This is a genomic window from Wolbachia endosymbiont of Drosophila bocki (assembly GCF_028982005.1).
GTDB classification, from domain to species: Bacteria; Pseudomonadota; Alphaproteobacteria; order Rickettsiales; family Anaplasmataceae; genus Wolbachia; species Wolbachia pipientis.
The window spans coordinates 1-13,382 of sequence record NZ_JAPQLG010000211.1; the positions used below are offsets into that span (position 1 = coordinate 1).

Annotated in this window: 16 protein-coding genes and 1 pseudogene; 7 read left to right on the forward strand and 10 right to left on the reverse strand. The window is 34.3% G+C overall.

The window, feature by feature from the left end; genetic code table 11:
* Window positions 1–119 precede the first annotated feature (119 nt).
* The gene (locus tag OZD61_RS05250) at window positions 120–338 is read left to right on the forward strand and encodes a transposase (protein ID WP_182321042.1); all 219 of its coding nucleotides are present in this window, start codon (window positions 120–122) and stop codon (window positions 336–338) included.
* A gap of 344 nt (window positions 339–682) precedes the next feature.
* Here OZD61_RS05250 and OZD61_RS05255 read toward each other — a convergent pair whose 3' ends face one another.
* From OZD61_RS05255 to pstA, 5 genes are all read right to left on the reverse strand, one after another.
* Window positions 683–1,060, reverse strand: a complete 378-nt coding sequence (locus tag OZD61_RS05255; RefSeq protein WP_274980102.1) for a cytochrome c-type biogenesis protein — start codon at window positions 1,058–1,060, stop codon at window positions 683–685.
* Entirely contained in the window at window positions 1,044–2,084 is a 1,041-nt protein-coding gene (locus OZD61_RS05260; protein ID WP_274980103.1) for a hypothetical protein, read from the reverse strand. Before OZD61_RS05260 ends, OZD61_RS05255 begins: the two co-directional genes overlap by 17 nt.
* Before the next feature lie 2 nt (window positions 2,085–2,086).
* Window positions 2,087–2,446: a ferredoxin family 2Fe-2S iron-sulfur cluster binding protein gene (locus OZD61_RS05265; RefSeq protein WP_155969176.1), complete on the reverse strand. Its 360-nt coding sequence runs from the start codon at window positions 2,444–2,446 to the stop codon at window positions 2,087–2,089.
* Window positions 2,447–3,394: 948 nt separating this feature from the next.
* Window positions 3,395–4,192: a phosphoribosylformylglycinamidine synthase subunit PurQ gene (locus OZD61_RS05270; RefSeq protein WP_182321048.1), complete on the reverse strand. Its 798-nt coding sequence runs from the start codon at window positions 4,190–4,192 to the stop codon at window positions 3,395–3,397.
* A gap of 6 nt (window positions 4,193–4,198) precedes the next feature.
* Window positions 4,199–5,449, reverse strand: coding sequence for a phosphate ABC transporter permease PstA (pstA, locus tag OZD61_RS05275; protein ID WP_274980104.1), 1,251 nt, complete (start codon window positions 5,447–5,449; stop codon window positions 4,199–4,201).
* A gap of 48 nt (window positions 5,450–5,497) precedes the next feature.
* Between pstA and OZD61_RS05280 the strand changes: the two genes are divergently transcribed.
* Window positions 5,498–5,680 carry a hypothetical protein gene (locus OZD61_RS05280; RefSeq protein ID WP_274980105.1) on the forward strand — a complete coding sequence of 61 codons (183 nt, stop codon included), beginning with the start codon at window positions 5,498–5,500 and terminating at the stop codon, window positions 5,678–5,680.
* A gap of 48 nt (window positions 5,681–5,728) precedes the next feature.
* Here the strand turns inward: OZD61_RS05280 and rplS are convergent, their stop codons facing one another.
* Together rplS and trmD are read right to left on the reverse strand one after the other, a co-directional pair.
* Window positions 5,729–6,106, reverse strand: a complete 378-nt coding sequence (rplS, locus tag OZD61_RS05285; RefSeq protein ID WP_274980106.1) for a 50S ribosomal protein L19 — start codon at window positions 6,104–6,106, stop codon at window positions 5,729–5,731.
* Window positions 6,090–6,800 (reverse strand): tRNA (guanosine(37)-N1)-methyltransferase TrmD, encoded by a 711-nt coding sequence (gene trmD / locus OZD61_RS05290; protein WP_274980107.1) that lies wholly within the window; start codon window positions 6,798–6,800, stop codon window positions 6,090–6,092. The genes rplS and trmD overlap by 17 nt, the downstream gene beginning before the upstream one ends.
* A gap of 74 nt (window positions 6,801–6,874) precedes the next feature.
* On the opposite strand from trmD, the gene purC reads away from it, so the two are divergent.
* Complete coding sequence (gene purC, locus OZD61_RS05295) at window positions 6,875–7,597, forward strand: phosphoribosylaminoimidazolesuccinocarboxamide synthase (RefSeq protein ID WP_038248960.1); 723 nt, start codon at window positions 6,875–6,877, stop codon at window positions 7,595–7,597.
* Here purC and purM read toward each other — a convergent pair.
* Window positions 7,594–8,631 (reverse strand): phosphoribosylformylglycinamidine cyclo-ligase, encoded by a 1,038-nt coding sequence (gene purM, locus OZD61_RS05300; protein ID WP_274980108.1) that lies wholly within the window; start codon window positions 8,629–8,631, stop codon window positions 7,594–7,596. The genes purC and purM overlap by 4 nt on opposite strands.
* A 133-nt stretch (window positions 8,632–8,764) precedes the next feature.
* Here purM and OZD61_RS05305 point away from each other — a divergent pair, with 133 nt between their 5' ends.
* Complete coding sequence (locus OZD61_RS05305) at window positions 8,765–9,058, forward strand: hypothetical protein (protein WP_006280049.1); 294 nt, start codon at window positions 8,765–8,767, stop codon at window positions 9,056–9,058.
* A 14-nt stretch (window positions 9,059–9,072) separates the two neighbouring features.
* Complete coding sequence (locus OZD61_RS05310) at window positions 9,073–9,417, forward strand: hypothetical protein (protein WP_274980110.1); 345 nt, start codon at window positions 9,073–9,075, stop codon at window positions 9,415–9,417.
* A gap of 66 nt (window positions 9,418–9,483) precedes the next feature.
* Here OZD61_RS05310 and OZD61_RS05315 read toward each other — a convergent pair whose 3' ends face one another.
* On the reverse strand, window positions 9,484–10,302 hold the full coding sequence (locus OZD61_RS05315; protein WP_007549273.1) for a transporter associated domain-containing protein: 819 nt from the start codon (window positions 10,300–10,302) through the stop codon (window positions 9,484–9,486).
* A gap of 402 nt (window positions 10,303–10,704) precedes the next feature.
* Between OZD61_RS05315 and hemE the strand changes: the two genes are divergently transcribed.
* Together hemE and OZD61_RS05325 are read left to right on the forward strand one after the other, a co-directional pair.
* Complete coding sequence (gene hemE, locus OZD61_RS05320; RefSeq protein WP_274980109.1) at window positions 10,705–11,721, forward strand: uroporphyrinogen decarboxylase; 1,017 nt, start codon at window positions 10,705–10,707, stop codon at window positions 11,719–11,721.
* A gap of 69 nt (window positions 11,722–11,790) precedes the next feature.
* Complete coding sequence (locus OZD61_RS05325) at window positions 11,791–12,984, forward strand: pyridoxal phosphate-dependent aminotransferase (protein WP_182321058.1); 1,194 nt, start codon at window positions 11,791–11,793, stop codon at window positions 12,982–12,984.
* 45 nt (window positions 12,985–13,029) lie between these two features.
* Here OZD61_RS05325 and OZD61_RS05330 read toward each other — a convergent pair.
* Window positions 13,030–13,308: pseudogene (locus OZD61_RS05330) on the reverse strand (hypothetical protein); the annotation flags it as partial.
* Window positions 13,309–13,382: the final 74 nt, after the last annotated feature.

Below are 13,382 nucleotides of genomic sequence, written 5' to 3' on the forward strand. Positions count from 1 at the left end.
TAGCAACTAAAAGCTGTAAATTGCACCATATAAACAGTTATTTCAAGCAAAAGTTATGCCATTAAGAGCTATGCAACAAACATTTATATTTGTGGGTAATAGTAAGGGGGTATATAGGGTTGACACCAAGGCAATATTCTTCTGGAAAAGTTGATCGGCATGGCAGCATATCAAAGATGGGACCAGCGGAATGTAGAAGTATGTTATATGAAGCTGCACAAACAATGCTTACAGTTACCAAGAGGACATTTAAATTAAAAAACTGGGGTTGCGAAGAAAAAAGGAATGAAAAAAGCAATTGTAGCAGTAGCAAGAAAATTAGCTGTAATTATGCATAGGATGTTGGTTGATAAAACAGAATTTTATTATCAATAAACATCAAAAGAGCATAGGACAATAATTTTATTGAAAATAAAGATAGCAATGCCGATGGAAGGGACAAGCAAGAACTTAGTTAGACTTCGTGGTAAATATGTTGCCGTCCACTTCCGCCTAACAAGTATGATGCGGCTTGACAAATTTATTGTCATCTCAGACCGCGGAGAGAACCATATGCTACTTTTAACTTATGTAAAATTACCAAGGATTATGGAGAAGATATGCTGTTTTGATTTGTGTGAAAATTATTGTTGACTTATGTGCAATTAGAGAACCTAAGTCACTTTAGCTATATATAAAAGGTTTAAGTGGTTGTATTGATGTATCTTTGTATTAAAAAACACCCAATAAGCAGAGTTGTAGGTGGAATAAACCACAAAATGTAAGTGCTAGGTGGTACGATTATAATTGAATTGCCGTAAGAATTTTTTAACTCTGAGATTATCTCTTCATCTGTGTATCCATCATTGATTTTTTTACGAATTGCTTCTCGCATATCATACGCGATCTGAGATCCAGATTCAGACAATGATTCGCCAGAACATATTGGACACCTTATTATTTCAAATAAACTTGTTGCTCGTTTTTCCATGCTTTTATCTCTGAGTTTATTATCCAGAGTAAAAGCGTTTACGCCTGAGTGGAATATCAATATGAAAAGTAAACTAACTACTGCTCTCATCCTTGGTTAATTGGGTTATTTTACTGAGCTGGTTCATAAAATCAGCGGTGGATAACTTTCCAATAAAGCTTGACCCTACGTCATCATCGTACTTTATTGAAAATTGAATGCCACCATCAGTTGTTTTTTCTGATAAGGAAGACATTAATTTTTCAAACGCATCTGAAGTTTTTGAGTCACCAATCATAAACGAGATTAATTCTTTATAATTTGATATAGCCACGTTGATTTTGTCTTTAAATGAAGACGTAACCAAATTATAATTTCGCACTCCACCATCTGCAGCAAGAGAAAAATTATTACTTTGAATTAAAAATTTCTCTATGTTGAAATTAATTCTGGAAGCTGAGATGTGGTTTACAAATTCGTAATCAAATTTAGTGTCGATACTAAGGTAACTTTCAGGACTTGCAGTATTTTTATACCGATAAGTATAAAAATCAAATCCTAGTTTAGTATTTCCACTTGGTTCTTTATCGAGGTGAAATTGAATGTAATTGCTTTTATCATTCACTTCAGTTATAACACTTTGCTGATTTTCTAAAACATCACATTTTAATCCATAATCTTCGTAACGAAGTGTATCTATATAGTCTATCACGGTACTATTTTTGTTGAATCGCAATGAAGATGGTAAATCGTTTAGTCTAACAACAAAGTGGCTGCTATCGTTTGTGTGGCATTTTATATTCTTTTTCTCATCACCATGAACAGCAATATTGACTTCATTGCTTGGTATGTAGATATATACTGATTTATCAAACAATCTATTTTTTATCAATAAAGCATCAGATGAGATGGTTAATTGCTCATTGGAAAATTTTGGGTTTGTCACACGAAAAATTAGGTTAGAAGGAAATCCACTAAAATCATGTGAAATATCAAATTTTTCGTCGTTAATGTATAGTATTGTTTCAGCTAAAAGATTTTTTACCTTACATGCAGAAAAATACCAAAAACCACTATACGCTACAGGAATAAACAAAAGTAAAGAGATGATAATATAGATAAAAATCTTACGCATAGCTAATCACTCCCCTGTTTATCCAATGATATATTTCTTGTACCCCTTGGTATGGTTACACACAAGCCGTCGATATCTTTTGTGATCTTTATTTGGCATCCAAGCCTCGACGTCTCTGTTAAGCCGAAAGCTAGGTCTAACATATCATTTTCCTCATCAGATATGGGATTATGCGTTTCTACAGCATCATAAGATTTTGGATCAACAATCACGTGGCATGTAGAACAAGCAAGAGAGCCTTCACATGCACCTTCAAGCAGATCTGGATCACTTCTATGGGCTAAATTGAGCAGAGTTTCTCCCTCTGCAGCTTCATAACTTTTCTTACTCCCATCAGGTAAAATAAAAGTAACAGATGGCATATTATTCCTATTAAAATCCTTACTAATTTCTCTATATCCTACAGGTAATAACTAATATTTGCAAACTCTTTGCAATTCCAGTGCCTATATTTCTTGTTATCCAAGTAGCTCTTTGTTGTCATCCGAGTAGCTGACACTGGTTCCCTTATGACGGCAGTGCCCTCTTCTTGTCATCCCAGTGCCCTGATTACTTGGATCCAGAAAAAAGAATGGTGTCATGCAAGTAGCCTCCTTCTCCTGTCATCCGAGTAGCTGACACTGGGATGACACCCCACTTAACCGTCATACTGCCGCGGTATCTCTTAGCCGCTAACAAGCAGCGGGATAACGAGCTTATCGTCACGCCGTCGCGAACCGTCATACCGCGATTCATTCGCGGTATCTCAGCCGCTAACAAGAGATCCCGCTAACAAGCAGCGGGATGACGATTGTCGTTTAGCCACAAATATTAAGAAATTTACCAAATAAAAAAAAGGCAAAAGAAGCCCCGTGGTTGGCTAATTACTTACATTATACTTTCAAGTATGGCGTTTTTTTATTCTAAACGTTTAATAACCGCGATCCAGTTGCTTTTAAGCCGCAACTAATCTAAATTATAAACATTAAGAAATTTACTCAACAGAAAAAAAGGCAAAAGAAACCTTAGGGTAGCTAGTTATTCACTATCCATTTTTTAAATCGGCGTTTTTTGATGTTTTAAATGCTTTATAAGCGCATTTCAGCTCATATTAGGTAAAAACCTAGAAATTTTATAAAGACATAAGATGCACATAGTGCAAAAAATTAAACATGGGACGCCAGATACGTGAGTCTTTTTGTCGTTTAATCTGCACAGAGAAGATAAATAAATAGCTTCAGTTTCATGATAAGGGGGTTGGCGAAGGATGTCAAGTAAGTTTTTTGCAATATCAGGGGATAATTTCGACCATAAATCCCTATCAATAAATTTTAACAAAAATACTTTAGTGCATTTTCAAATATAAGCATTCCATCGCCATATTTTGGCACAGCAACACCTAAACGCTTGCTCTTTTCTTTTTCAAGGGGCCAATTATCTTGCTGGGTAAAAAATATTCCCCTTTCTGGATGGGGCATTAAAGCTAGCACTCTTCCACTTTTATCTGATAAAGCTGCTAGGTCGTATGTAGATCCATTCGGATTGTAAGGAAATTGTAGGTTAGCATAGTTGCCATTTTTATCAATGTAACGTAATGCGGTGGAATTGCTCTCAATCAATTGGTTCAAAATATCTTGATCCATAAAAAATTTGCCTTCCCCATGAGCAATAGGGAGATATAGTTCACTCAGGCCCCGTAGCCAAACAGAATTACTCTTTGAATTAACTCTCACTCTAATCCAACGGCATTGATAATTGCCTATATCATTATGGATTAAAGCTAGACTAGAGAATTCTGGAATTAATTTTACTAATATCTGACAACCATTACATATTCCTATAATCAGCTTGTCCTGAGATAAAAACTCTTGAAACTCATCCAACAAGTTGTTTTTAATACGTAAAGCAAACGCATTACCAGCACCAGTGTCATCACCATAGGAAAAACCCCCTGGAATTGCAAGTATATTGCTTAATTTCAGTTCACCTGGATTATCTATGATATCGTTAATGTGAACGATTTTTACTTCAATATTACCAATACCAAGTTTTCCGCTGCATTCCATAAATGCAAATGCAGTTTCTTTTTCGCAATTTAAGCCATAACCAGATAGGACTGTGATTTTCATGAATTGCTAAAAATTAAAAAATTCGAATTTCCTTTTTACAAAATTTGCTACTAAATTTAACGCAAATAACACCAATAATAAAGCTATAATTGCGATAGCAGCAAGTTCAACAAATGCAATTTCAGGATTGCTTGACCATATGTATATTTGCACAGGTAGAACAGTCGCCGGATCGAAAAAGGACGTAGGTGTATCAGCAATAAATGCCACCATACCCATCATAAGTAAAGGAGAAGATTCACCTAAAATCCTTGCAATTGCAAGCACAGTACCATGTATTATTCTTGGTAACGCAATCGGTAAAGAGTGATCTAATATCACCTTGATGTGAGGTGCACCGAGCGCAAACGCTGCATCTTTTATCGTAATAGGAACATTCGCAAAGGCATTTTTTGTTGCAATTATAATATTAGGTAACATCATAAATGAAAGAGTCATTCCACCAACAAGTGGTGAAGAGCGTGGTAGCCCAAATATGCCAAGATAGAGAGTTAAGCCCACTACACCAAATATTATTGAAGGCACTGCAGCAAGATTATTCATGCTAATTTCTACAATATTAGTCATTAGCCTATTTTTAGGCATAAATTCGTAAAGACAGATGCCCGACATAATTCCTATTGGTAATGCTAATGCTAGGCACACTATAATTGTCATTAATGAACCGATAAATGCCCCTAAAATCCCTGCATTCTCAGGTTCACGAGAGTCAGATTTAAGGAATAAAGACTTATTAAAAAATTTTTTCACTCTCCTCTTTTCTTTTAGCCAATCAAGTAATTTAGCATAACGATCATTCAAATGTTTATCTTTATTTATTGAATTAATTATACTTGACGCGGTAAACCAGATCTCATATTCACCACCATCTTTTACTTTCTTACGAAAAAATTTCTCTAGTTCTTTGTAAGAATTACGACTTAAAATCTCGTCACCGTCTTTAAAATCAGTTCCTCCAAACACCTTACGTAAAGAATCGTTGAGTAAGCCAATGGACTTATACCGCAAATCACTAGGATTACTCGCCAAAGCAAGATCAGCATTTATTTCAACTGGCAATAAAATTTTCGTTACTGTTAAGGCACTGTAAGAGTTAACTAATATACTCAACAATATACACACAGGACAGCCAAGCGAGATAACTAGTGCCGTGAAAGAACAAAAGCGTAGCGCTCTGTTCTTTTTATTTTTCCTTTTTATACGAGCATGTACACGCCTTGACTGAAGTAATTTAAGGAATTTTTTCTTTATACTCATTTACTTTTCTTTACACGAGGATTTGAAAAAACTTTCCCCTTTTTTGTCATGCAAGTAGCTGACACTGGGATCCAGCAGGCTTTGCCTGCAAATAATTCTTACATTTTCCATGAAAGCACAAACCAAAAGGAGAATAATGAATGCTGGATCCCAGTGTCGGAGCATTGGGATGACACCACAGCGGGAGGCAAACACAATGTTCGTACAGCTGTGTGTCACGCACTGGGATGACAAGAGAGAGTTCTGAGATGACACAATTGACATCACTCCCTATTGTATCTACTTAGATTTCTTTTTAACATAAGTAGTACGCTCTTTGATCCTTGCAGCTTTTCCAAATAGTTTGCACAGATAATACAGTTTTGCTCTACGAACCTTTCCTTTTCTTGCCACTTGCACTGAAACCAGTGCAGGAGAATAAACAAAAAACTGAGACACTATACTTTCTCCATGGCTCACTTTTCTGACTGCAAAAGAAGAATGTAACCCGCGGTTCCTTTTTGATATACATACACCTTCAAATATCTGTATACGTTCACTTGTACCGTCAACTACTTTAAAAGTGACCTTCAAATCATCGCCAGGACGAAATTCTGGTATTTCTTTAGCTAACACTTGCATTTGCTGTTCGTTAAATTTTTTAAGTAAATTTGTCATTTATCTCTCCATTCAATAATTCAGGCCTACGCTTTTTTGTTATAACATGAGACTGCTTCTGCCTCCAATCACTTATTTTTTTGTGATTGCCAGACAACAAAACCTCAGGTACCTTATATCCCTTCCACTGCTCAGGTCTAGTATATTGAGGATATTCAAGTACACCACCACCATAATTAAAACTTTCTTCAGTAATACTATCGGCATTATTTACTACACCTGGAAGAAGTCTAATGCATGCATCAAGAACCACCATTGCAGCTGGCTCACCTCCTGAAAGTGTATAATCTCCAATACTTAACTCATAAGGAGTATACGCATCAATTATCCTTTGGTCAATACCTTCAAATCGACCACACAATATTGTTATATGAGGAAACTCTAATAATTCTCTGGCAATATTCTGATTAAACTTAGTTCCAGATGGAGTCATGTAAATAAACTTAGTGTTTTTATGAACAGAGAGCATACTATCTACTGCATCACCAACTACATCAGAACGCATAACCATTCCTGCTCCACCTCCATATGGAACATCATCCACAGTTGAATGTTTATCTTTCGCAAAAGAACGAATATTTATTACTTCAAGGTTCCATATTTTTTTTTCTAACGCTTTTCCGGCAAGAGAATAGTTCAAAAACCCGGGAAACATTTCTGGAAATATGGTTAATACTGTAACATTGAATGCCATTAAGGTTTATTTTAAGTTATTTGGGGCTATACTCTAAGAACAGTAAATTGATATAATATATAGTTAAATTAAGCATGTCACTGAATAAAACGATATACGAAGGTAAAGCGAAAGCCATTATTGAAACTGAAGACTCATCAACTGTTATACAGCACTTTAAAGATGATGTTACAGCATTCAATAAGGAAAAATATGAAATTATTGAGAGCAAAGGAATAATTAATAATCATGTTAGTGCTTTTATCATGGAAAAGCTTGAGAAAGCAGGAATTAGCACACACTTTATAAAAACTCTGAATGAAAGAGAGCAGCTAGTCAAAAAACTCAAAATCATACCTCTTGAAGTAGTAGTGAGGAATGTTGCAGCTGGCAGCTTTTGCAAACGTTTTAATATTAAAGAAGGTGAGAGGCTTGCATCTCCTATAATCGAGTTTTTTTACAAAAATGATGACCTAGCCGACCCAATGGTAAATGAAAATCACATACTGTATTTTGATTGGCTATCTAGCAAAGAAATGGATGAAGTTAAAACTACAACTTTAAAAATCAACGAAATATTAGTTCACCTATTTTCAAATGCAAGTATATATTTAGTTGATCTCAAGTTAGAATTTGGCAGATTAATAAATGACAGTACTAAAATCGTTTTAGCTGATGAAATTAGCCCTGATAACTGCAGATTATGGGATAAAAATACTTATAAAAAGCTAGATAAAGATGTCTTTCGTTTGAATTTAGGAGATTTAAAGGAAGCATACCTAGAAGTTGCAAAAAGACTGTCAGTAAAGTTAGGTTAACTAAATACTACTCTATCAAGTGGAGGGTTACATGCCTCATCAAGTTTTCCAATAATTTCAATTTTTTCTCCACGTTTTTGGAAATGATTTTTCACGTTTTGCATATTCTCAGAACTTACGATCAATACCATACCAATACCACAATTAAATGTTTTTAGCATTTCTTTCTTCTCTATTTTGCCCTCCTTTGTTAGCCATAAAAATATATCTGGCCATTTCCAGGAATTAATGTCTATGTTTGCAAATAAGTTTTTTGGAAGAATTCGCGGAATATTGTCTACCAAACCACCACCCGTGATGTGCGCAATACCTTTTACTTGTGACATGATAGGCAGCAAAGAATCAACATATATTTTTGTTGGTTCAAGTAGTATTTCACTCCAAGATTTATTATTCCATAGAGATGTATCGTTATAATTTATACCTAAGCTTTTGAAAACATGGCGCACTAAAGAAAACCCATTTGAGTGAATTCCACTTGACTCTAAGCCAACTATATAATCACCTGCTTTCATCATACTACAGTTTGGAAGAATTTGCTTTCGATCAACTACACCAACCACAAACCCTGCAAGGTCATAGTGATTATTACCATACATTCCAGGCATTTCTGCAGTTTCCCCACCAACCAATGCTACTTTAGCTTGCTTGCACCCCTCTGCAATGCCCTTAACCACAAATAATAAAACATCTTTGGTCAAAACGCCTGTTGCAAAGTAATCAAGGAAAAACAAAGGCGTTGCTCCTTGTGCAAGTAAGTCATTTACACACATTGCAACTAAATCTATACCTATAGTATCATGTTTATTCACTTCTTGAGCTATCAACAGTTTCGTACCTACTCCATCAGTTGAGGAAACGAGTACTGGATGGTCATACTTCTTACTTAGTGCAGCAAAATCAAATAACGCAGAAAATGAACCTATTTCGCTGATTACTTCTTCTCTAGTAGTTTCCTGAGCAATAGGCTTGACTTCTTTTATTAACTTATTATATAGTTCAATATCTATTCCTGATCTGGTATAAGTATTCATAATCCTTTTATAAATTTTAAAATTGTTAATACTATGTTAATGCCTTGATATAAAAAGTGCAACGAAACTTCCTCTTAATTGACTATTATATACTTACCAATATAGGGTAACTTAAATCATTTATAACTATCCAATGAACGAAAATACCAAAAACATACTGTTAATAACGGAACTGCTATCAGGACGGCTGCTTCATGACTTTGCTAACTCTATGAATGGAATAACGTTTGGCGTAGAAGAGCTTGAAGTAATAGATAAGAATGATGCTGATGCGCAGAAGGAAGCGTTGTTGTTTCTTAAAGAAAGCTCCGATGATTTAATATATAAACATAAAGTTATGAAGCAGGCATATTCTTCTTCAATGGATAATTATAGCTTTGATAAGACCAAATCTAATATCGAAAATTATTTATTAAAAAAAAAGTAAAGCTTACGTGGAAAATAGACGCATACTCTGCAAAAAATAAGGAAGATTTAATTGAAAAGATAAATAAGATAATTTCCAATATGGTGCTAACTATAGCCAGTGCAGTGGCGGAAGTTGAACTAATATCTGTTTTACTGAGTCAAACAGAAGATAAAATGCTATTAACTATAAAAATTCTAAATGAACACAAACCAATAAGCAAATCATTAGTAGACAAATTAATCAAAAAAAATGACACTAATTTAAATACAAAAGATATTAATATCTATATGACCTCTTTATTATTAGAGTACTATAACACTGAAATGCATTATACTTGCGAAAATAATTTGCTGGAAATAGGTTTAACTATAACTTGAGTTGCGTATTTGGTTATTACAACTTTTTCTTCGTGTCAAGGCATTCCCCGACAAGGGGTACCAAATCTAATTTTTGTAATCACTTAAGTCTAGTACTATTTTATTAATGTAGCGCTCATTTGCATCTTTGATGATAAACTTCATACCATTTTTATATTTAATGACTTCATCTACAGAAGGCACTTTACCAGCAATCGAAAGAATCAAACCACCAAGTGTAACATAGTCTTCTTCAGGGTCACGTAATTCTATTTTTAGATCCTCTTCTATATCTTTTATAAGAGCCCTTGCTGACACTTCAAACTTATTTTGAGACAACTCAGTAATGGTATATTCTGAATTTATTTCGTTTTCACTATCAATGTTTGGTATTAGTTCCTCTATAAGATCAGTCATTGAAATTAAACCATCAGTTCCACCATATTCATCCAATACGATAGCTAAGCATGATTTAGAAGAGTTCATCCTAACAAAAAGATTAGTTGTCTTCATCGAGGGTGGAACAAATATTACGCTTTGTATAATATGTTTCAGATTAAAATTTTTATCCCTATTAAAAATAACATCTTTTACATAAAAAAAGCCTATTACGTTATCAAAGTTATTTTTATAAATTGGTATTTTAGTGTGGCAAGTGTTTTTTATCTTCTTTATTATTTCACGCTCGCTTGACTCAATGTCTACTGCGCATATCTCTGTACGTGGAGTCATTATATCCATTATACCACAATCGCGGAATTTTAATAGACCATTAAATATATTAAGGTCTGGCAGATCTTTCATTAATGCCTCAGTCGCACACTTTTTCAACACAGAAGCTTTTTTGAAAAGGAAGAGAAAAATTCTATATGCTATTTTTTCTACTAAGGTTCTTTTTTTACTCAATTTATTCCCTGTAATGGCAAAAACGTTTTCAGATTAGATTTATCAAGAAAACTGTTATTAAATGTTTAATAAGCATGTGAATAATGTCAAATTAATTTGTGAATTATTTGTTGATATAAAATACCAACAATTGATCAACAACTTTTTCAACAACATATACATAGTTGTGTAACAATGCATGATGGTAAAGTATTTTCCATAAAAGAAAATTACTAACACTCTAAACACCTTACTTATACACATAAATCATAACAGAAAATCAATAATATGCGAAAGTTACTCACATATTTATCCACAAGTTGAACAACGCCAATTTTTACTGAATTTTAAGTTAGTAACAGGTTATTGATAGAACTATTATTATTGCTATACTTTAATATACGAAAGAATAAATAGAATAGATTGGAAAGCGGCAAAACAACAATAGCGAAAATTATTAAGAGAAATGAGCCGGGTGGAAGAGTGCCTATCTGGCTAATGCGTCAGGCTGGCAGGTCTCTTCCTGAGTACCGCAAAGCAATAGAAAATATGAATAATTTTATGGAGATATGCTACAACACAGATTTAGTGACAGAATTGACGTTACAGCCGGTGACAAGATTTGACATGGATGCGGCGATAATTTTTTCAGACATTTTAATAATAGCTGATGTTTTGGGTTGTGACGTGAATTTCGTACGCGGTGTAGGTCCAATAATAAAACCCGTGGAAAGTCCTAAGGAATTGAAGGGTCCGCAAGAAATTGAAACTAAAACCTTACCAATTCTAAACGCTATAAAAAAAGTCAGAAGCCAATTACCAAAAGAAAAATCTCTCATAGGATTTGCTGGTGGACCATGGACAGTAGCCTCATACATCATAGAAGGTGGGAGCAGCAAAACTTTTTCCAAAGTATTAAGTTTTTATTCTTCGTGTTTGAAGGAAATGATTGAACGAATAACGGAAGTAACGATTATTTATCTAATTAAACAGATAGAATTTGGAGCAGATGTTATTCAGCTATTTGACAGTAATGCTGGCGCGTTATCGGAACCATTGTTTAAAGAATATGTTATCGAACCAACAAAGAGAATTATCTTGGCAATAAGGGATAGATTTTCTGATTTTCCAATAATAGGTTTTCCAAGTTCTGCTGGAAATCTTTATAAAGATTACTGCGAACAAACAGGTGTATCTGCAGTAAGTATAGATTATAATGTTCCAATAAAATGGGCAAAAGCGAATCTAAACATCCCTCTACAAGGAAACCTTGATCCTAATCTTTTAGCCTATAATAAAACGGAAGCAATCAAAGAAGCAAAACGTATAATGGATTGCTTTAGAGATTTACCCTTCATATTTAATCTCGGACATGGAGTACTCCCTGATACTCCAGTTGAAAATATTGCTGCGTTGGTAAACCTGGTAAAAAGCTACTAATACAATACACAAAATTCCTAGCTTTTTTGTTGTACGGGGTTTATCATTTAAATTTAGCTTCAGTAAAATATGTCAGACCTTGCAAAAAGAATGTTCCTAATAAAACCATCACCTACGATTGCTGTAACTGATAAGGCAAATAAGTTGAAAAATGAAGGAAAAAAGATCTGTGTTTTAGCTGCAGGAGAACCGGATTTTGATACTCCAGATCATATAAAAAAAGCAGCTATTCAAGCAATAAGTGAAGGTAAGACTAAATATACTGCTGTTGATGGAACGCGTGAGCTGAAAGAAGCAATAATTAATAAGTTAAGAAAGGATAATAACCTCGAGTACACGCTTAACCAAATCTGTGTTGGTACAGGTGCTAAGCAGGTGTTATTCAATTTGTTCATGGCAACAATTAACTCTGGAGATGAAGTTATTATTCCAGCTCCTTATTGGGTTTCATATGTTGATATGGTAAGTCTTTTTGGCGGCTTGCCAGTTGTAGTAGAATGCAAACAAAATTTTAAACTGACAGCGGAATTATTGAAAAGCAGGATAACTAAAAAAACTAAATGGTTAATTCTTAACTCACCGAACAACCCTGCAGGAGCTATGTACACATGTGATGAATTGAAAGACATAGCACAAATATTGCTTGAATATCCACATATGAATGTCGTTACAGATGATATTTATGAGCATATAATATACGACGAAAAGTTTTTTACTATCGCTCAGGTTGAGCCGAAGCTTTATGATAGAGTTTTTGTAGTCAATGGAGTATCAAAAGCCTATGCAATGACAGGCTGGAGAATAGGGTATATTGCAGGTAGAAGTGATGTGGTAAAAGCTATCTCTACGCTGCAGTCTCAAAGCACTTCTAATCCAAATTCGATAGCACAAGCAGCAGCAGCAGCAGCATTAAACGGTGATCATAGTTTTTTGAAAGAAAGAACAAGGATTTTTAAGAGTCGTAGAGATTTTATGGTGAAAGAGCTAAATTCTGCCCCGGGATTATCAGCGTCTGTTCCACAAGGTGCGTTTTATTTATTTGTCTCATGTGAAGGATTGCTCAGTAAAAGCACAAAAAGTGGTAAGATAATAAATAATGATTTAGATTTTACTGAATACTTACTGGGAGATCATTTGGTTGCTGTGGTTCCAGGAATTGCATTTGGTCTAGAAAATTTTATCAGAATTTCTTATGCAACCTCTCAGGAACAATTAGAAATTGGATGTGATAGTATTACTAAGGCGTGCCAGGAGTTAAAATGAAATAGACTATCCATAAGTTGTATATTTTGCCATACTTCGCCAAGGTTATTTTGAATGTTCTAACTTGTGTTTTTCTATGGAAGGCATTTTTATTGATTGAGCAAGTGTCTTTCTAATATTGAATTCCTCATTTTTTTCATTTTGTTGCAGTAAGTTAATGTTATTTATTTTATTTACTAAATCTTTCCCCTTTTCCAGAGTCTTTAAATCACTTTCGTTAATGTGATGTTCATTGTAAAATTCTGCAACAATTTCTTTTCTTTTCGGATAAGTATTTAAAAATTCCGACACCTGATGTTTAGCAACAGCTTGAATAAATTTCTGAGAACCTGTTTAAAATCTTCGTAATAGGAGAGAAATGAAGGAAAGGACAATCATTTGCAAGCTGGTGTTGAGTT